Consider the following 18,878-nt stretch of genomic DNA (forward strand, 5'->3'; position numbering starts at 1 on the left):
GCCCGCCAAGGTACCGCAGCTCGGGCGGGGCGCGCTACTTCCGCCGCGGCCTGAACGGATCCGGCGGCAACCCGGCATCCGGCGGCCGCCCCGCGTCCACCGGCGGCCAGCCCGCGTCCGGCCACCCCGCGTCCACCGGCGGAAAGCCCGCGTCCGGCCACCCCGCGTCCACCGGCGGAAAGCCCCCATCGGGGCCAGCGTCCGGCAAGCCCGCATCCGCCTGCCCCCCGGCGTCCGCAGGCAGCTTGCCCGCATCCCCCGGCGCGCCGCCGTCGAGCGCCACCCCGCCCTGCGCGCTCAGCGACACGAGCCGGCCGTCCGGCTCCGGCGGCCAGAAGAAGCGCTCCTCCGCGCCCGTCTTCCGGTCCACCAGCTTGGCCCAGCTCGCGCGCGGGTTGTCCGCCATCTGCACGCGCAGCCGCGTCGTCACGCCGCTGTCGAACGTCGGACGGCGGAGCAGGGCGCCCGGCGGCCGCTCCGGCGCGTCCCCCGTCAGCGGCACGTCGAAGCGGACCCGATCGAGCAGCTCCTGGCCCACGTACAGCTCGATCGCGAACCGGCCCATCACCCGCGCTGTCGCCAGAGGCCGGTCGAGCGCCACCGGCCGCACCCGCACGATCGAGCCCCTCCCCTTCGCGTAGTGCACGTCGAAGACCCACTGCTTCGCGCTGGGCCGCGGGGCAGGGTCCGGCGCATACCCCGCGCGGGATGGCGGAGCCTGCGGCTCGGCGACGGCGACCACGCCGGCGGCGGCAAGCGCAAGGCCAGCGAGGAGCCCCAGGGCGGCGCGGGTGAGAGGGCGAGGCGAGGTCATCGGGCACCGGGAGGAGGCCCGAGCGGCAGGGCCACCTCGAGCGTCGCGGAGAGCACCTCTTCCCACGTCGAGCCGTCGCCGTCGAGCGCCACCCAGAGCTCGCGGAGCTCGTCCGGCACCGGGGCGATCGCCGCGCAGAGCTCGCCGCGCTCGTCCGGCACCGTGACGCGCAAGGCGTGCAGCGCGACGCGCGAGAGCGGGATCACCCGCCCCTTCGCCGTGGTCACCGATCGGGCTCCTCCATGGTCGCGATCGCCGAGGAGCGGCGCCCCCGCGTGCGCCGCGTGCACCCGGAGCTGGTGCGTGCGGCCCGTCACCGGGTCCAGGCGCAGCAGCGTGGCCGGCGCCGCGCCGCCGCCCGCCGAGGCGACAGCGCGGTAACGCGTCGACGCGTCCCTCGCCCCGGCGCCGCCCACCGCGGGCAGGCTGCGCCCGCCCCGCGACCGCGCCGCGCCGATGGGCGCATCCCACGTGCCCGACCCCTCGACGCGCCCGCCGGCGACGCCGGCGTACACCCGCGCGATGCGCCCCGCCTCGCGCATCGCGGCCAGGTGCCGCCGGCCCCGCGCGCCCGTCGCGCACAGCACCGCGCCGCTCACGCCGACGTCGAGCCGCGAGGCGGCGTGCGGCAGGTCGCGCAGCCCGAGCAGCTCCGCGACCTCCGTGACCAGCGACCGCGTGCCCCGCCGCTCCGGCTCCGTCGGCAGCGCCGCAGGCTTCGACGCGACGAGGAGCTCCCCCCAGCGCGCCAGTACCTCCACCGGCGGCGCCCCCGGCGCGTCGCGCCGCGCCGGCCACACGGCGAGCTCGTCGCCGAGGGCCACGCCGTCGCCGGGCCGCGCGCGCCGGCCGTTCAGGAACGCGCGCCCCTCCGCCGCCGCGCCCGCAAGGCCCCGCGACGCGCCGCCCGCGCGCTCGAGGACGTCGGCCACCGTGGGGCCGTCCGAGGGCCCGACGCGGAAGCGCGCGGCCGTCATCCGGGCGGCGCCGCGCGCGGGGCAGCGCCGCCGCCAGGGGCTCCCCCGGCGACGACGCCCGGCGACGTCGGCGAGGCGCGCTCGTCCAGGCGCTCGACCACGCCGCGATCGCCGTCGATGCGGAGCCGATCGCCCGTCTTGATCGCCAGCGTCACGCCGGGGACGTTCACCACCGCGGGGATGCCGTACTCCCGCGCGACGATCGAGGCGTGCGACATGGGGCCGCCGAGCTCGGTCACGACCGCGGCGGCCACGAGGAACAGGGGCGAGAGGCCGACGTCGGTCGTGCGCGCGACCAGCACCTCCCCCGGCGCCACCGCGTCGAGCGCCGAGGCGCCCGGCTCGAGCACGCGGGCCCGCCCCTCGACGACCCCAGGGCTCGCCGGCAGCCCGAGCAGGCGCTCCCCGGACGCGGGCGGCAGCACGACCGGCGGCGGCCGGCCGATGAAGGTGGCCGGCGGATCGGGGCGCGCGGCGTCGCGGAGGTGCTCGGCGCGCCGCAGCCGGACCAGGTGGCCCACGTCGGCGCGGCCGCTGGAGAGCGCCGTCGCGAGCTCCTCGTAGGTGCAGAAGAAGACGCTCCCGGGCTCCAGCGAGGGATCGAGGCGCCGGAGGCGCCGGTCGATGTCGAGCGCGACCCTGCGCAGCATGCCGAGGACGCGCGTCACCCACGTGCGCATGCGCTCCCGCAGGCGCACGTAGCGCTTCGCGCGGCCGACGAGCGTGCGCAGGAGCGCGAGCTCCAGCCGCGGCACGCGCGTCTCGAGCATCGCCATCTCCCGATCGGCGAGCGCCCGGGCGCGCGCCAGCGCGCGCTCCGGATCGCCCGGCGCGCCGCGCAGCGACGCCGTGAGCATCGCGACGACCGGCGACGGGTCCTCCCGCCAGCGCGGCGTCGCGAGCTCCGCCTCGCGCACGGCGCGATCGCCGTAGGCGTCGAGGAACCGCGCGTACGCGTCGCGCGCCGGCCCCTCGGGCAGGTCGCGCGGCCACAGGACCCCGCCGGCGAGGAGCCGCTCGCGCGCCGTCCGATCCTGCATGACGAGCTCGGCGACCCGCGCGAGCTCGATGCCCGGCCCCGCGCTGTCGAGCTCGCGCACGCCGCCCGCGAGCACCTGCGCCAGGTGCTCGACGTTCGGCTCCGCGCGCCCGGCAGGCGCGTCGAGGTGCGCCTCGCCGGAGGCCGAGCGCGCGGAGGCGCGGCGGCCCGCGATGCGCTCGAGCGCCTTGCACAGCGCGAGGTGGCTCGCGAGCGACGCCGACGCGCAGTGCAGCATCCGCGTGCCGGTCCGCTCGAGCAGCAGGAAGACGCTCCGGAGCGTGGTGCCGATGGCGTCGTCCGGCAGGAGCGTCATGTCGAGCTCGGAGAGGGCGCGCTGCGCCCAGAGCGCCTCGCCCTCGTAGGCCGCCACCTCGCGCTCGAGCCGCGCCTGCCGGAGGAGGAGCCGCGGCCCCGTGAGCGGCAGCCGCGCATAGAAGCCGCGCCGCGAGACGCCCTCGCTCTGCTCGGCGAGCCGCGCGATGAGCGCCTCGCTCGCCCCGCCGCTCATGCCGAGCAGCGCGCGCGGCGAGAGCCCCGGGACCTGCGCCGCGATCCGCATGAAGGCGGTGAGGTTGAGGTAGAAGCGCCCGTGCACGTTGGCCACGAGGCGCGCGCCCCGCGGCACGCGGCAGCCGAGCGCGGCGAACGCCTCGCGGAAGCCCCGGTCGGAGAACGCCCGCGCGACCGACCAGGTGAGCGGCGTCGCCGCGCCGGGGAGCGCCTCGCCCACGTTGGCGCGCGACCAGATCGTGTCGGCGTCGCCGCCCTCGGGGAAGCCGCCGCCGCTCACCGGGCGCACCTGGAGCAGCCACACGCGCCGCGCCGCCGGGGAGGGCGCGCCTTCGCCGGCCTCCCGCGCCGCCGGGGAGGGCGCGCCTTCGCCGCCCTCCGACGCTGCCGAGGAGGATGCGCCCGCCGCGGCGGCGGCCTCCGGCGGGTGGGACGGCGCTTCCCCGTCGACCACGAGCGCCGCGCCGGGCGGGCCCTCCTCGACCGCCTCGACGGCGAACTCCACGTCGAACGGGCCCTTGCCGCCCTGCTCGAGCCGCTCGGCGAGCTCGGCGAGCTGTCGCAGCGCGGCCTCGCCGAGCGCCGGTTGCTCGGTGCTCGCCTCGGGCACCGGGACCTCCTCGAGCCCGGCCGCGCCCACGACGAGCGCGCGCCGCTTCTGCGCCACCGCCGACGCGACGACCCTGCCGCCGTCGCGCGCGAGCCGGATCGTGTCGGCCGCCGCGGCGCCGTCGACGACCGGCGCGCCGAGCCCGAGCGTGGCGTTCACGAGCCGCTCGCCGGCGTGCCAGTGCTCGCCCTCGAGCCCCGGCGGGGGCGCGGTGAACAGCACGCCCGCGGCCTCGGCGCGCACCATCACCTGCAGCACGACGCCCATCGCGACGTCGCGGACGCCGGCGTGCGCGAGGTACGCGAGCGCGCGCGGCAGGAAGGCGCTCGCCCAGACCTGCCGGATCGCGGCGTCGAGCGCGGCCTCGCCGCGCACGCCGAGCACGGTCGTCGCGAGCCCCGCCATCGACGTCTCCTCGCTGTCCTCGCACGTGGCGCTGGACCGCACCGCGAGGCCCCACGGCGCCTCCTGCTCGACGGCCTGCCAGAGCGCCCGCAGCGCGGTCGAGAGCGCCTCGGGCAGCGGCTCGCTCAGGATGCGGTCGCGCGCGCGCGCCGCCCGGTCGACGCCCGCCCTCGTGCCCGAGAGCCGGATCAGCGTGGCGAGGTCGTGCCCCGGCGGCAGCTGCCGGTCGACGAGCTCCGTGAAGCACCGCGCATCGAGCACCCACCCGCGCGGCACCGGGAAGCCGTCGCGGAGCAAGCGGCCGAGCGAGGCCGCCTTGCCGCCGACGCGCTTCGCGCTCGTGTGGCGGCGCAGGCCGGCGCTCTCGAGCGGCTTGAGCCACTCGCGCACGGTGGGCGGATCGGTCGCGCCGTCGGCGCGGGCGGTGCGTGTGGGGTCGGCCACGTCGATGCCGAGGGAGTAACACGGTTCGGCGGCCTGGGTCAGGGGCATGTGACGGCCGGGCCGCCGCGATCACGGCGGCGGCAAACCGCGCTGGATCCGCTCGTGCCAGAGCACCATTTCAACGCCGCCCGGCCCCCGATTCCAGGCGTAGTCGTGCGGGCCGGGCACGACGAGCAGGGTGTGGGTCACGCCGTCCTGCCGCAGCCGATCGCTGAGCGCCTGGATGGCGGGCAAGAAGGGGTCGGCCTCGCTCGACACGAGCCGGAGCGCGACAGCGCGGCGCTCCATGGCCCGGCGCGCGAGCGCGGAGAACATCTCCGCCTCGCCCGCCCGCAGCGCGGGCTGCAGGGCGCCGACCGCGCCGAAGACGTCGGGGAACGACAGGCCGACGAGCAGCGCGAGGCGGCCGCCGAGGCTCACGCCGTCGATGCCGGTGGCCTCGCGCGTGGCCTGGCAGCCGCCCTCGGCGCGCGCCCGCGGCACGAGGCGCTCGACGAGGAAACGGCCGAAGCCCGCGGCCGCCTCGACGGAGCGGTCGCGGAGGTCGGGCGTGAACGGCGTGGCGATGCAAAGCCCGCGGTAGGGGTGCTCCTTCAGCGAGGCGTTGAGCTGCGCGAGCCGCTCGGGCGTGACCATCTGCCCGAGATCGTCCGGCGTGAGCGGCGGCGAGCGGAGCCGCCGGAGGGCCGCGTCGAGGCCGTAGTCGTCGCGCCAGCCGCGCGCGCCGACCTCGAGGCCGCGCACCGCCTCGCCGCGCCCGTGCAGCGCGACGAGGAGCGGCGGCGCCGGCGCGGCCTCGGGCGCGAGGAGCAGCGCGCGCTGCGGGCCTTCACCCTTGGAGGCGGGCGGGCCTTCACCCTCGGAGGCGGGCGGGCCTTCACCCTCGGAGGCGGGCGGGCCTTCACCCTCGGAGGCGGGCTCGAACCGGAGATCCCTCCAGGCCGAGGGCGCCGCCTCCTCCGGCGCCGGCGGTGAGGAGCCTCGCCGGCACGAGGGCGCGGCGAGCGCGGCGAGGCCGAGCAGCGCGCGCCTGCGCGAGAGCGGGGGGATCGTCGTGGCGGCCATCGGCGGCGAGGGTAGCAGCCCGGCGCGGGCGCAGCCCTGGGCAGGCCCACATGCCCCCATGTAGGCTGCATGGGTCCGGGCGGAGGCCCTCAACGGGGGAGCGCTCATCGGCGAGGCGCGCCGATCCTGACGAGGCCCGAACGGCTCCGTCGGCCCCGGGCGAGAGACCCGTGACGAAAGGGGACCGCTCATGAGCCGTGAGACGAAGGGGGACGTCGGGCCGCGCCCAGGCGGCGCGCCGGGCAGCGTGGAGGGCGTGATCGCGGACGACGTGAAGACGCTCCACAGCATGGGCTATGCGCAGGAGCTGCTGCGCAGGATGGGGGGCTTCTCCAATTTCGCTATCTCGTTCTCGATCATCTGCATCATCGCGGGCGGCATCACGTCGTTCCAGATGGGCTTTTGCAGCGTCGGCGGCGCCGGCATCGGCGTCGGCTGGCCGGTGTGCAGCGCGCTCACGCTCTGTATCGCGCTCACGATGGGCCAGGTCGCGTCGGCGTTCCCGACCGCGGGCGGCCTGTACCACTGGGCCTCGATCCTCGGCGGCCGGGGCTTCGGCTGGGCCACCGCGTGGTTCAACCTGATCGGGCTGATCACCGTCCTCGCGGCCATCAACGTCGGCGCCTACCTGTTCATCATGAGCTCGCTCGGCCCGCTGTTCGGCGTGGATCTCGCCGCGATGTCCCCGGATCGCGCGCTGGTGACGCAGGCCGTCGGGGTCACGCTCATCACGGGGACGCAGGCGCTCTTCAATCACCTCGGCATCCGCGTCACCACGCTGCTCACCGACTTCAGCGGGTACCTCATCCTCGTCGTCTCGGTGGTCCTCACCGCCGCGATGCTCTTTTACGCGCCCGCGATCGACGCCAGCCGGCTCGTCACGTTCACGAACTACAGCGGCCCGAAGGGAGGCGACGTGTGGCCGGAGACGGGCAGCATGACCACGCTGTTCCTCCTGAGCTTCCTCCTGCCCGCGTACACGATCACGGGGTACGACGCGTCGGCGCACACGTCCGAGGAGACGATCGGCGCGGCGCAGACGGTCCCGCGGGGCATCGTCCGGGCGGTGCTCGTCTCCGGCGTCTTCGGGGCGCTGATGCTGAGCGCGATCGTGCTCGCGATCCCGGACATGGATGAGGCGGCGTCGAAGGGCGGCGGCGTCTTCTTCTGGGTCATGGAGCGCGTCATCCCGGAGAACCTCCGGATCGCGCTCTACGCCGGCATCTCGGTGGCCCAGTACCTCTGCGGGCTGGCGACGGTGACGTCCGCCTCCCGCATGACCTTCGCGTTCGCCCGCGACGGCGGGCTGCCGCTCTCGGAGCAGCTGCGCAAGGTGAGCCCGAGGTTCCGGACGCCGGCGACGGCGATCTGGGTCGTCAGCGCGCTGACGATCGGCTTCACCGTGTACACGCCCGTCTACTCGACGATCACGGCCGTCTGCGTGATCTTCCTCTACATCTCGTACGTGATGCCCACGATGATGGGCGTGCGCGCCTACGGCCGCACCTGGGTGAAGATGGGCCCGTGGGACCTCGGCCCGCTGTACCGGCCGCTCGCGATCATCAGCGTCCTCGCGTGCCTGATGCTGATCGTGGTGAGCGTCCAGCCGCCGAACGACAAGGCCCTGGGCATCATGCTCATCGTGTTCGCCGTGACGGCCATCGTCTGGTTCGCGCTGGAGCGCCGCCGCTTCCAGGGCCCGCCCCAGGGGGTGATGATCCAGCAGCGAGAGCGGGAGATTGCGGAGGCGGAGCGGGCCGTCGGGCAGATCACCGCGCGCGGCGGGCCGTAGGGATCCGGCGGAAGAGAGGGACGCAGCAGCCCACAGAGAAACCGAGAAGGCGAATCGCGCCTCTGGAGGGGCCGAGGCGAGGAATCAGCCGCCAGAGGGGCTGAAGAGGAGGGGATAGGTCACGGTCACGATGCCTGCGTCCGGCGGCGGGAACGACAGCCCATAGAACGAGCGCACCACGCAGGAGACCACGCCGGCGTCCGGCAGATCGGAGCCGCCGTTCTGGACGTTCGATACCGCCCCGTCGCGGCCGATCGCGAAGCCGACCGACACGCGCCCGGTGAGGTTCGGGTTGTTGCGCAGCCCGTTCTCGTAGCAGAGCCGGAAGCGGCCGAAGTTCTGGCGCACGATGCGCTGGATGACCTCCGGCGGGATCCGGCCCGACACCGAGGTCGAGCCGACCTGCATGCGCGGCGCCCTCACCTTGTGGCCAGGGCCGTTGGCGAAGCGCGACGCGCCGCCGCCCGGGCCGAAGCCCGGCCCGTCGCCGACGCCGCTCCCGTGGTTGATGGTGCCGATGGATCCGATCCCGATGCCCGTGAAGCGCCCGCCGCCGCCCTCGCCGACGCCCGTCAGCCCGAGCCCGCCCACGCCGCCCGACTCGTCGATCGTCTCGCCCCACAGGTTGGCGATCACGCTCCTCTCGCCGTTGCCGAGCGTGTCGGCGCCGCCCCAGGGCGCCGAGAGCGCGTTGGGATCGCCGCCGGACCCCGCCTGGAGCACGCCGATCATGCCGAATCGCGCCGCGTCGTCGAGCGCCTGGGCCCGCGAGATCCGCACGTCGCGGTTGTCCTTCGGCCCCTGGATCTCGAAGCGCCCGCCCGTCTTCCGGCTCGTCTCGCTCCCGGCCTTGCCCGACTCGCCCATCGCGGCCGCGCCGGAGCCGCCCTCGCGCTCGGTCCGGCCGCTCGCGTCGGTGACGTCCTTCGCCTCGGGCAGCTCCTTCTCGGCGATCGCGCCGATCGCCTGCGCCATGAGGTAGGCCTGCTCCGCGCTCACGCCGCCGTCGTCGGCCATGGCGAGCGGGGGCATGAACGCGGCCATGGCCCCGAGCAGGCCGACGTGGAGCAGCGTCGACAGCGCGGTGAACGGCAGGTTGCGGCGGTCCATGCTGGCCTTGCCCGCGACGCGGCGGCCCGCCCTGCCCACCGCCACCTCGAACCCGAAATCGCCGAGCTCGAGCCTCGCGCGAGCGCCGGGCGGCAGCGCGATCCGCCGCGCCCCGTCGAGCTCCGCGCACGGCGCCGCGCGGCCGGTAGCGATCGCCTGCGCGATCGTCATCCTGCAGCTGCCGAACTCGATGGTCCCCGACGCGCCCGGCGGGATGACGGCGCTCACCTCCCCGCCCTCGGCGACGAGCACGAGCGGCGCCCGCGCCGCGCCGAGGCGCTCCGCAGGGAGGAAGAAATCGCACCCGCCCCCGGGGCCCTCCGCCTCGCCGACATGAAATGCGCGCGGCGGCGTCAGGTGCGCCACGTGAAGCGGGGTGTTCCCCCACCGGATGATCACCTCGAGCGAAAGAGCGTCCGTCTCGCACTCGTCAGCGGGGACGTCCGGCGCGCTCTTGACGAGCGCGTACGTATAGGAGCCCTCCGGCGCGTCCGCGGGCACGTCGGCCTCGATGGCCGGATACGGGCTGAAGGGCAGGTTGCTGAGGAACGGATTCGAGGGTGCGATGCCCGGAGCCATCTTGAACGTGTCCATCGGAGAACAGCCCTTTCCCTGCTCGCGCTCGCGCGCATGTCCGCGCGGCGAGCGGTCTGAATGGAGCGAGCCCTCGAGGGCCCGCCTCTCTCGGCGCGCCCCGGCGCACGCGCGGCGAGCTTCACCGCTCTCTGCGTGCGCCGCGGAGCACCGCGTCCACGCCAGGGATCGACAGCGCCGCCCGCCCCAGGTTCCGGAGCCGCGCCGCGATTTTCAGCGGCACATCCCCGCGCCGGGGGGTTCCAGTTCCTGGACCGCCGCCCGACCCCTCGAGGTGGTGGTGGCCCGCGCCATCACCCCGCGGGATCGCGCCGCCACCTCGAGCGGAACCGTAGAGCAGCCGGCGGCGGCCGGCGGCGGTCGACGGCGCCCGCGCGGGCGCGATCCCCGCGCATCCCAGGGAGATCGCTGAAGTCCCGGGTGACGCGACGCCCCCGTCGAAGGACGCCTGGCGATGGCACGGAAGCTGCGAATAACGCTGGGTGTGTTGGCGACGTCGTCGAGGTCGACGCCGTTGTCGACGTCAACCACGCGCGACCGCGCTGAACGGAGCGCGGCGCGCTGACGCCCGCGCCCGTCGACGCTGCCCGGCGCCGGTCCACGCCCGAGATCCACGGGCGGCGCGCCCGTGGAGCGCGCGCCGGGCGGCGGGCGGCGGCGAACATCCACCGATCTAGACAACGAAGGAGTCGAGCGTATGAGCAACAGGCGATCGTTCCATGTCCTCGCAGGGGTTCCGGTGCTCGGGTGCCTCCTTGCGATGCCGTCGTCGGCGCGCGCCCAGCACGAGGCGCACGTCTACGGGGTCGCGAACTTCGGACACACGGGGGAGTGCGAGGACGACACCAGCCTGTCGCACTCGGTGCACACGAGCACCGCCGCCGCCTTCGCGGGCACGTTCAACCTCCTCCGCATGGTCTCGCTCTGGGACGAGGTCTCGACGCGCAACAACACGAGCGCCCGGGGGAGCTACTGGACCGACTCGATCCAGGCGGCGTCCTGCGCCTGCTCGGCGAACGACATGGCCTCCGGCTCGGGCGCGGACGAGGCCGATGTCGTCTTCATCCACACGCACGGCTGGCACGACGCCGGGAGCTCGTCGACGCCCGCTTACAGCGGCCTGGTCATGGGCAACGGCAGCTACGACTGCCGCGTCCTGACGAACGAGAACATGCTCTTCGGCAACCCGGGCACGGGCGGGGATCTGGAGATCGCCGTCGTCAAAGCGTGCCAGTCAGGCGACTACGACGTGTGGAAGAAGGGCGGATACCGGCAGCAGATCACGACCTCGGACAGCACCATGACGATGTGGAACGCGTTCCACGGCGACTCGTCGTGCGGCAATCACGTGAAGGACTACGTGGGCGACTACGCGATCAGCTCCATCTCCAACGGGGTGGGAGAGAACTGGATCGACGAGGCCTACGACGACAGCCAGTTCAGCAACGACGACGACTGCCCCGTCTCGATCGTGTTCGGCGCGTCGTTCGCGTCGCGGGAGCTCATGTACGAGTACGGCGGGTGGCGCGACCGGAAGAACACCGGCCCGAAGACCGGCTCGACCATCTACTACATCGCCGGCTGCGACCCCTCGAACGGGCGCGTGCTGCCCGGCGGATGAACGACGAACGCCGCGTGTTGCCCGAGGGATTCGAACGACAGGAGACATGACGATGACGACGCGAACGATTGGTTTCTGGGCCGCGCTCTCGATGACCCTCATCGCCTGCGGGGCGCCGGAGGTGGCGACCGAAGGGGGCGGCGACGACGGCGAGATCGCCGCGGCCGCGCAGGAGATCGAGGGGTTCACGTTCGACGCGCGGGAGCTCGCAACGGCGCCCGCCGCGAGGCTCCCGGCGGCCCGGCTGACGCTGCGTTCATTCGATGACGCGCTCATCCAGCGCTCGCTCATCGGGGCCGATCAGCAGTTCACGCCGCTCACCGAGCTGGGGCGCCGGACGGAGCACGAGTCGGCGGACTGGACCTACGAGAAGGACCCGTCGAACGGCCAGGTGCTCGTCCTGCGAAAGACGCCGAGCGGGCCGCGGATCTCGCCGGACGAGGCGCTCCTCCGGCGGAACGCGCTGGCGCGCCTGAACAGCTGGGGCATACCGAACGACGAGATCGGGGCCGTGGTGCAGCGGAGGACGCTGCGCGAGGATCAGGACGGAACGGCGGCTTCCGCCCCGGAGGTCCATCGTTACAAGACGTTCGTGTTCCGGGCCGTGAACGGCGTCCGGGTCCAGGGGCATCGCGCGGTCGTGACCCACACGCTCGATGGGACCTTCAACCGCGCCCTCATCCGCTGGCCCGCCATCGCCTCGACGGGCCACCGGCTCCGCACCGCGCTCACGGCGCCGGAGATCGAGCGGCGCGCCGTGGCGGCGCTCTCGGCAGAGGGGGAGAGGGGCGGCAGCGTGCGGCTGCGATGGAAGTACGTCGCCACGCCCCTCACGAGCGGAGAGGTGACCCTGACCCTGACCGTGGGCGCGATCCTGGGCGCCGGGGCCACGCCCAGCGGCGTCACCGAGGAGCCGCGCGAGGTCGACATCGATGTCGCCGCGCAGTGACGGGCGCGCCGGAGGAGAGGCGCCCGGCGCTGGACGGCGCGCGGGCGCGGGCCGCGCGAAACCGGATCGCAATCGTTCGGCGCTCGCTGGTTAACCGCGGCGGACCCGTGGGGCGAGGCCGTCAGGAAAACGTGTCGGCAACTCGCCGCATCGCGCGCGCTCCGCCGCCGTACGATCCAAGCCGCATCGTTGATTTAGAGCCGCGCAGTCGGCCAGAACACACGAGTTGGGGTGGCGGTGCGCCCGTCATCGCGCATATAGTGAAGACCATGGGTGCGGCCAGGAGCAGCGGTCAAGACCCCCTCATCGGCGCGACGATCGCCGATCGATACCGGATCATCTCGCTCATCGCGCGAGGGGGGATGGGCAGGGTTTACAGGGCAGAGCAGCTCGCGCTGGGCCGGATCTGCGCCCTCAAGCTGCTCCTCCCCGATGAGCGCCTCGAGCAAGATCCGGAGTTCTTTCGACGCTTTTCGCGCGAGGCCGCGACCGCGGCGAGGCTCACCCACCCGAACTCCGTCACGGTCTTCGATTACGGCCGGGACGGTCCGCGCGGGATCTACTTTATCGCCATGGAGTATATCGCCGGGCGCACGCTCCACCGCGTGCTCCACGACGAGGGCGCGCTCCCGGAGGCGCGCGCGGGCCGGATCGCGCGGCAGATCTGCCGCGCGCTCGCCGAGGCGCACGGCCTCGGCCTCGTGCACCGGGATCTCAAGCCGGGCAATGTGCTCCTCGTCGACCAGGAGGACGAGAAGGACTTCGTCAAGGTGCTCGACTTCGGCCTGGTCAAGGACGTCTCGGGGCGGCAGCTGGACGAGCTGACGCAGAGGGGCGTGTTCATCGGCTCTCCCAAGTACACCGCTCCGGAGCAGGCGATGGGCCACGAGCTCTCGCCGCGCGCGGACATCTATGCGCTCGGCGTCCTGCTCTACGAGATGCTCTGCGGCAGGGCGCCGTTCGACAGGAAAGTGGCCTCGGCGACGCTCATGGCGCACGTCAGCGAGCCGCCGCCGCCGCTCGCCGATCACGCCCAGGGCGCGCTCGTGTCGCCGGCGATGACGGCCATCGTGATGCGGTGTCTCGAGAAGAGCCCTGACAGGCGCTTCCAGTCGATGAGGGAGTGCCTCACCGCGCTGAAGAGCGCGGCGGGCGAGCCGTTCGACGTCTCGCACGTCTCGCACGTCTCGCACGCCTCGCGGGCCTCGACCCCGGATCGCCTGTCCCTGGCGCAGCCGCGGGGCGCGCTGCCCTCCGCGTCGTCGATCTCGGAGCTCCGCATCTCGGCCTTGTCGCCTTCTCCCAGCGAGCCGCTCGTGTCGCTCCGCCCGGCGCAGCTCGACTCGCTCTCTCCGCCGCAGGCTCCCGCGACCTTCAGCGGCTCCGTCGCCCCGCCCCGTCACGCGACCGTGTCCCTCTACCTGGTCGCGCTCGTGGCGGCGCTCGTCGGCGGGGGCCTGGTGCTGGCGCTCGGCTGGCGCGTGCCGGACGCCACGAGCACCCCTGACGCCGTCCAGGCCGCCCCCATGCCGGTCGCGGCGCCCGCCGTTGTCACCACGCGGCCGGCGGCGCTGCGGGCCGAGCTCGAGCCGGCGCCGGAGGGCGGCGAGCTCGCCGCGCTGGTGCAGCAGGCGCGGGAGCGCGCGCGGCGGGAGGGCCGCGAGCTCGTCGTCTACGTGGGCGCGCCCTGGTGCGAGCCGTGCACGAGGTTTCACGACGCGGTGAAGGCCGGCCAGCTCGACGCGGTCCTGCCTGCGCTGCGCCTGCTGGAGTTCGACGTCGACCGCGATCGGGAGCGGCTCGCCGAGGCCGGCTACGCGTCGGAGATGATCCCGCTCTTCGTCGTGCCCGGCGAGGACGGCCGGGGAACGCCCCTCCGCGTCGAGGGCTCGGTGAAGGGCGAGCGCGCGGTGGACGAGATCGTGCCCCGGCTCGCGGTCATCCTGAGCCGAGCGCGGGCCTCGGCGCGGTGATCCTCGAGGCGCGCCGGCCGCCCCGCCCGCGCGGGCGCCGCCGCGCCGGGGTGCGCGTCGGCGTCTCGGTGGACGCGCGGAGGCCGCGGCACCATGGAAGGGACCTCATGAGGACCGCCGCCCTGCTGCTCGCAGCCGCCGCCGTGTCGCTCGCCGCGGGCTGCCGCAACGGCGCCGGCAGCGAGCCTGCCCAGCCCATGCCGAACGTCACGCCGATCGACACGCGCGCCTCCGCCGAGCCGGCGGTCGACGACGAGCCTCCCACGCCGCGGCCACCGAAGGAGGCCGATCCCACGAGCACCGACGCGTTCGAGGGCACCGCGGGCGCCACCGACAAGCCGCGCGCCGGCGCGAAGGTCGCGGTCCTGCGCGACGTGCGAGCGGCCCGGCACGAGCACTACGACCGCGTCGTGTTCGAGTTCGAGGGGGACGCGGTGCCGGGCTACCACATCGATTACATCGACAAGCCGGTGCGCCAGTGCGGCTCGGGCGAGGCGACGGAGATCGCGGGCGACGGATGGCTCGCGGTGCGGATGACCCCCGCGGCGGCGCACAACGACGCGGGGAACGCCACGGTCCCGTTCCGCGAGCGGAAGCTCGCGCTCGGCGTGGCGCGCGAGATCGAGCGGACGTGCGACTTCGAGGCCGAGGTGACCTGGGTGCTCGGGGTCTCGTCGCCGAACCGGTACCGCGTCCTCGAGCTGACCAAGCCGGCGCGGCTCGTCGTCGACGTGAAGCACTGAGGCCGCGCCCGCAGCACCCCTGCGGCTCCCCGCGCCGCGGGCGGGCCGCAGAACGCGCGCGCCTCCCGCCCTCAGCCGTCCAGCGCGGGCCCGGGCTCGCCGCGGCGCGCCGGCGGCGGAGGCGCGTCGGCCGCCTTCGGCGGGGGCAGCCGCCGCGGCGGCACGACGACCTGCTTCGGCGGCGCCGCGGGGCCGCTGGACGGCCGCGGGATGTTGTAGACGCGCTTCGCCTGGATCGCCGTGGATCGAAGGCCGTTGGCCCGCTTGATCGCCTCCACGGTGGTGCCGTACTGCCGGGCCAGCGAGCCCAGGGTCTGCCCCTTCTTCGCGGTGTGGCGCACGTACTGGGACGTGGGCTTGATGGCCCCGCGCTTCACGAGCAGCGGATACGCGCGCGCGGCCGACTCCTGCGCGATCGGGTTGTAGAACCGGACGTGGATGTGGTTCGCGTGCCCCCGGGCGTGGCGGACGAGCGGGCGCGGCTTCCTCGACCCGAGCTGGAAGACTTCGTCGAGCCAGTCCTTGTCCTCCCCGATCTTCAGCGCGTGCTCCTTGAGCAGCCGCTGCACGCTGGTGTCGATGAGGATGAGCTCCACGTCGGTCTCGGTGACGAGCGCCCGGACGAACGCCCAGGTGCGCTCCCGATCGAGGTTCGCCGCCGTGGCCCGCTGGTACCAGCGGTGCCGGGCGTCGAGGAAATAGCTGATGTCGACGTCGCGCCCGGCCTGGTGGCTCTTGTGCGGCGAGAGGCGGCCGCCCTCCCGGGCGCTGATGTGCCCGATGTAGAGCTTCGGGCTCCCCGGGAACTGCCGGTGCACCTCGGCGATCGCCCGGTCGAGCGCGTCGATCGTCTCGCGCGTCCCCCAGGCGTGGGCCGGATCGACGAGCTCCCACCGATCGCCCTCGGGCATCCGGACGCCGTTGAACAGCGCGCCCGCGTTGGTCGCGCCCAGCGACATCGGCCCGAGCGCCGCGGGGTCCTTCGAGAAGAGCTCCTCGATCTGGGCCTCGGTCATCGCCGAGAGCGGCGAGTGCGCCCGCGCCCCGGTGCCCGGATCCGCCGGCAGCTCCAGGCCGTCGTCGACCTCACCGTCGTCGTCGACCTCGTCATCGTGGGCGTCCGCGAGCGCGGCCTCCTCCTCCGCCGCCGTCCCGGGTGCGGGCGAAGGCGAAGCGCCTCGCTGCTCCGGGGACACCCCGGAGGCCGCGCGCAGCAGGCTGTCCTTGGACCGCGCCGCCTCCGGCGCCCTCCCGGCGCAGCCCGCGAGGAGGAGGGCGCAGAGGACGGAAACCAAGGTGCTGCGCCCCATCGCGGGCCACTATACTGACGCGAGGGAGCGACGCCAACCGCGGCCCCGCGCTCGCGTGCGGCGCGCTCCACGCGACGCGCGTTCAGCGTGAGCCCAGGTAACGGGGCGCCATGCGGCGTTGCGCGATGTTTTGCAGCGGCGCTCGCGTCCGCGCACGAGGACGTTGCCGCCGCCGCGCCGGCGGCTACATGCTGCCCTCGTGCAACCGTCCCAGCGGAGCGGCCGCGCCGACCGGGCGGCCCGGGGGGCAGCCGCGCCGGCGCCGGCGCCGGGGCCGGACAACGCGCCGCGCCACGACGATCGCGGCGAGCGCACGGGCGGGACGGGTGGGACCGGTGAGCGGCAGCCGGGCGGCGGGGGCCAGCAGAAGCTCTTCTCGGCCCGGGAGGTGGCGGGCAACGGGGCGGCGACGGTCGAGGGAGAGGTCGTCCGCGTCACGTACGAGAGCGAGTCGAGCGGCTTCCGGGTGCTGCGGGTGGAGGTCACCCCCGGCGCCCCGCCGGAGGTCTGGGTCGGCGTGGTCCCGCAGGTCGGGCCGGGCACGCGCGTGCGCGCGACGGGGCGTTACGAGCGCGATCCCAAGCACGGCGAGCAGCTCAAGGTCGAGACCCTGCTGCCGATCGCCCCCGCCACGCTCGATGGGCTCGAGCGCTACCTCGGGTCCGGCATGGTGCAGGGCATCGGCCCGGCGTACGCGAAGCGGATCGTGGAGGCGTTCGGCACGGAGACGCTGGAGATCCTCGACCGATCGCCGGAGCGGCTCGCCGAGGTCCCCGGGCTCGGCCAGCGGCGCGCGCAGGCCGTCGCGAAGGCGTGGGCGGCGCAGCGGGCGATCGGCGCCATCATGATCTTCCTCCAGGCGCACGGCGCCTCCCCGGCGCTGGCGAGCCGCATCTACAAGCGGTTCGGCCCCCACGCGATCGACATCGTCTCCCGCTCCCCGTACCGGCTCGCGCTCGACGTGTGGGGCATCGGCTTCAAGACCGCCGACCGGATCGCGCGCTCGATCGGCGTCCGGGCCGACTCGCCGGAGCGGGCGCAGGCGGGCGTGCTGCAGACGCTGGTCGATCTGTCGACGCGCGGCCACACGCTGGCGGCGCGGCCGGAGCTCGCGGAGCTCGCCGCGGCGATGCTCGAGCGCGACGCGGCCGAGGTCGACAGCGCGATCGACGCGCTCGTGGCGAGCGGCCACGTGCGGGTCGAGACGCTCGAGACCGGCGAGGTGGCCGTCTACCCGAAGGACCTCCACGAGGCCGAGGTGCGGCTCGCGCGCCGGATGCGCTCCTTGCTGGGCGACGACGAGGACGACGCGGCGCCCGAGGCGCGCCTCGTGGAGGGCGTCGACGCGGCGATCGCCGCGTTCGAGGCGAAGACGCAGGTCTCGCTGGCGCCTGCCCAGCGGGACGCCGTGGCGCAGGCGGCGCGGAACAAGGTGCTGGTCATCACGGGCGGCCCGGGCGTGGGCAAGACGACCATCGTCCGGGCCATCCTGGCGCTCTTCGACCGCGCCCGGCTCCCGGTGCGGCTCGCCGCGCCCACGGGCCGCGCCGCGAAGCGGATGAGCGAGGCGACGGGGCGCGAGGCCGTCACGCTCCACCGCCTGCTGGAGTTCGATCCCAAGCAGCGCAAGTTCGGCCGCCAGCGGGGCCGGCCGATCGAGGCGGGGGCCATCGTGGTCGACGAGGCGTCGATGCTCGACCTGGCGCTCGCCGACGCGCTCCTGCAGGCGACGTCCGACGCCGCGCGCCTCGTGCTGGTGGGCGACGTCGATCAGCTCCCGTCGGTGGGGCCGGGCGCGGTGCTGCGGGACGTGATCGCCTCCGGCGAGGTGCCCACGGCGCGGCTCACGCAGATCTTCCGCCAGGCCGAGGGCAGCCTCATCGTCCGGAACGCGCACCGGATCCACGACGGCGAGCCGCCGGAGGGCGCGCGCGGTCCCGGCGGCGAGTTCTACGTGATCGAGCGGATCGAGGCCGAGGCGGCGGCGGATCTGATCCTCCACCTCGTGACGGAGCGCATCGGCAAGGGGTTCGGGCTGGATCCGCGGCGCGACGTCCAGGTCCTGACGCCGATGCACAAGGGCGAGGCGGGGGCGATCACGCTGAACGCGCGGCTGCAGGCGGCGCTGAACCCCGAGGGCCCGAGCGTCACGCGCGGCGCGAGGACGTTACGGCTCGGCGACAAGGTGATGCAGCTCCGCAACGACTACGACCGTGAGGTGTACAACGGCGACGTCGGCTTCATCACCGACGTGAACACCGAGGAGCGGAAGCTCCAGGTGCGCTTCGACGATCGCGAGGTCAGCTACGAGGAAGCGGAGATCGACGAGCTGACGCTCGCGTACGCGACGAGCATCCACAAGAGCCAGGGGAGCGAGTATCCGGCGGTGATCGTGCCGATCCTCACCCAGCATTTCGTGATGCTGTCGCGCAACCTCATCTACACGGCGGTGACGCGCGGCAAGCGGCTCGTGGTGCTCGTGGCGGATCCGCGGGCCGTGTCGCTGGCGCTGGCGGAGACCCGCCGTGAGGAGCGCCGCACGCACCTCGCGGAGCGGCTGCGCGGCGGCGCGCCGGCGCGCGCTGGATCGGCGCGCACGCTCGAGGCACCCCTCGCCGCCGGCCCACGACTCGACTAGGACGGCGCCCGAGCGAGAGGGCGAGCGAGATGGGCGTCCGAGACGGCGATAGCGACAGCGAGCACGACGGGGATCACACGAGCGACCGCGAGGCGGCGACGGCGACGCGAACCGCAGCGGCGCAGCCGGCTTCGAGCGCGGGGACCGCGGCGAGGTTCACGGTCGCGACGCGCGGATTCACGGGTGGAAGCCGTGGAGGCGGCGGAAGCGGTGGAAGCACGGGAGGAAGCGCGTCTGACCCGAACGCGATGGCCGCGATGAGGCCGCGCGCGCTCCGAGCT

12 protein-coding genes are annotated in these 18,878 nt (G+C 74.6%); 6 read left to right on the plus strand and 6 right to left on the minus strand.

The window, feature by feature from the left end; translation table 11 throughout:
* Positions 1–34: 34 nt before the first annotated feature.
* From WMF22_RS43165 to WMF22_RS43180, 4 genes are read right to left on the minus strand one after another with little or no spacing between them, the layout of a single operon-like run.
* Positions 35–814, minus strand: a complete 780-nt coding sequence (locus WMF22_RS43165) for a hypothetical protein (RefSeq protein ID WP_438033519.1) — start codon at positions 812–814, stop codon at positions 35–37.
* Positions 811–1,791, minus strand: coding sequence for a pseudouridine synthase (locus WMF22_RS43170; RefSeq protein ID WP_437295752.1), 981 nt, complete (start codon positions 1,789–1,791; stop codon positions 811–813). Before WMF22_RS43170 ends, WMF22_RS43165 begins: the two co-directional genes overlap by 4 nt.
* Positions 1,788–4,850, minus strand: coding sequence for a PEP/pyruvate-binding domain-containing protein (locus WMF22_RS43175; RefSeq protein WP_438033520.1), 3,063 nt, complete (start codon positions 4,848–4,850; stop codon positions 1,788–1,790). The genes WMF22_RS43170 and WMF22_RS43175 overlap by 4 nt, the downstream gene beginning before the upstream one ends.
* A 21-nt stretch (positions 4,851–4,871) precedes the next feature.
* Positions 4,872–5,867 (minus strand): alpha/beta hydrolase, encoded by a 996-nt coding sequence (locus WMF22_RS43180; protein ID WP_437295754.1) that lies wholly within the window; start codon positions 5,865–5,867, stop codon positions 4,872–4,874.
* Between the two features lie 289 nt (positions 5,868–6,156).
* Between WMF22_RS43180 and WMF22_RS43185 the strand changes: the two genes are divergently transcribed.
* Complete coding sequence (locus tag WMF22_RS43185) at positions 6,157–7,659, plus strand: amino acid permease (RefSeq protein ID WP_437301674.1); 1,503 nt, start codon at positions 6,157–6,159, stop codon at positions 7,657–7,659.
* Positions 7,660–7,743: 84 nt separating this feature from the next.
* On the opposite strand, the gene WMF22_RS43190 is transcribed toward WMF22_RS43185, so the two are convergent.
* The gene (locus tag WMF22_RS43190; RefSeq protein ID WP_438033521.1) at positions 7,744–9,363 is read right to left on the minus strand and encodes an AgmX/PglI C-terminal domain-containing protein; all 1,620 of its coding nucleotides are present in this window, start codon (positions 9,361–9,363) and stop codon (positions 7,744–7,746) included.
* 697 nt (positions 9,364–10,060) lie between these two features.
* Between WMF22_RS43190 and WMF22_RS43195 the strand changes: the two genes are divergently transcribed.
* From WMF22_RS43195 to WMF22_RS43210, 4 genes are all read left to right on the plus strand, one after another.
* Positions 10,061–10,984, plus strand: a complete 924-nt coding sequence (locus WMF22_RS43195; RefSeq protein ID WP_438033522.1) for a hypothetical protein — start codon at positions 10,061–10,063, stop codon at positions 10,982–10,984.
* Positions 10,985–11,036: 52 nt separating this feature from the next.
* Positions 11,037–11,933: a hypothetical protein gene (locus tag WMF22_RS43200; protein WP_437295757.1), complete on the plus strand. Its 897-nt coding sequence runs from the start codon at positions 11,037–11,039 to the stop codon at positions 11,931–11,933.
* Between the two features lie 269 nt (positions 11,934–12,202).
* A complete protein-coding gene (locus WMF22_RS43205; protein ID WP_438033523.1) occupies positions 12,203–13,906 on the plus strand; it encodes a protein kinase domain-containing protein in 1,704 nt (567 codons plus the stop codon).
* A 107-nt stretch (positions 13,907–14,013) separates the two neighbouring features.
* A complete protein-coding gene (locus WMF22_RS43210; protein ID WP_437295759.1) occupies positions 14,014–14,649 on the plus strand; it encodes an AMIN-like domain-containing (lipo)protein in 636 nt (211 codons plus the stop codon).
* 71 nt (positions 14,650–14,720) lie between these two features.
* Here the strand turns inward: WMF22_RS43210 and WMF22_RS43215 are convergent, their stop codons facing one another.
* Complete coding sequence (locus WMF22_RS43215) at positions 14,721–15,944, minus strand: LysM peptidoglycan-binding domain-containing protein (RefSeq protein ID WP_438033524.1); 1,224 nt, start codon at positions 15,942–15,944, stop codon at positions 14,721–14,723.
* Between the two features lie 214 nt (positions 15,945–16,158).
* On the opposite strand from WMF22_RS43215, the gene recD2 reads away from it, so the two are divergent.
* Complete coding sequence (gene recD2, locus WMF22_RS43220; protein WP_438033525.1) at positions 16,159–18,597, plus strand: SF1B family DNA helicase RecD2; 2,439 nt, start codon at positions 16,159–16,161, stop codon at positions 18,595–18,597.
* Positions 18,598–18,878 lie beyond the last annotated feature (281 nt).

Source organism: Sorangium sp. So ce204 (assembly GCF_051526795.1).
GTDB lineage: Bacteria > Myxococcota_A > Polyangia > Polyangiales > Polyangiaceae > Sorangium > Sorangium cellulosum_B.

What these genes read in the sequence shown, in the direction of transcription:
- WMF22_RS43175 (WP_438033520.1), bottom strand. Translation starts at nt 4,850, where the DNA reads ATGCCCCTGACCCAGGCCGCCGAACCGTGTTACTCCCTCGGCATCGAC.
- WMF22_RS43190 (WP_438033521.1), bottom strand. Translation starts at nt 9,363, where the DNA reads ATGGACACGTTCAAGATGGCTCCGGGCATCGCACCCTCGAATCCGTTC.
- WMF22_RS43200 (WP_437295757.1), top strand. Translation starts at nt 11,037, where the DNA reads ATGACGACGCGAACGATTGGTTTCTGGGCCGCGCTCTCGATGACCCTC.
- WMF22_RS43170 (WP_437295752.1), bottom strand. Translation starts at nt 1,791, where the DNA reads ATGACGGCCGCGCGCTTCCGCGTCGGGCCCTCGGACGGCCCCACGGTG.
- WMF22_RS43185 (WP_437301674.1), top strand. Translation starts at nt 6,157, where the DNA reads ATGGGCTATGCGCAGGAGCTGCTGCGCAGGATGGGGGGCTTCTCCAAT.
- WMF22_RS43205 (WP_438033523.1), top strand. Translation starts at nt 12,203, where the DNA reads ATGGGTGCGGCCAGGAGCAGCGGTCAAGACCCCCTCATCGGCGCGACG.
- WMF22_RS43180 (WP_437295754.1), bottom strand. Translation starts at nt 5,867, where the DNA reads ATGGCCGCCACGACGATCCCCCCGCTCTCGCGCAGGCGCGCGCTGCTC.
- WMF22_RS43195 (WP_438033522.1), top strand. Translation starts at nt 10,061, where the DNA reads ATGAGCAACAGGCGATCGTTCCATGTCCTCGCAGGGGTTCCGGTGCTC.
- WMF22_RS43210 (WP_437295759.1), top strand. Translation starts at nt 14,014, where the DNA reads ATGAGGACCGCCGCCCTGCTGCTCGCAGCCGCCGCCGTGTCGCTCGCC.
- WMF22_RS43165 (WP_438033519.1), bottom strand. Translation starts at nt 814, where the DNA reads ATGACCTCGCCTCGCCCTCTCACCCGCGCCGCCCTGGGGCTCCTCGCT.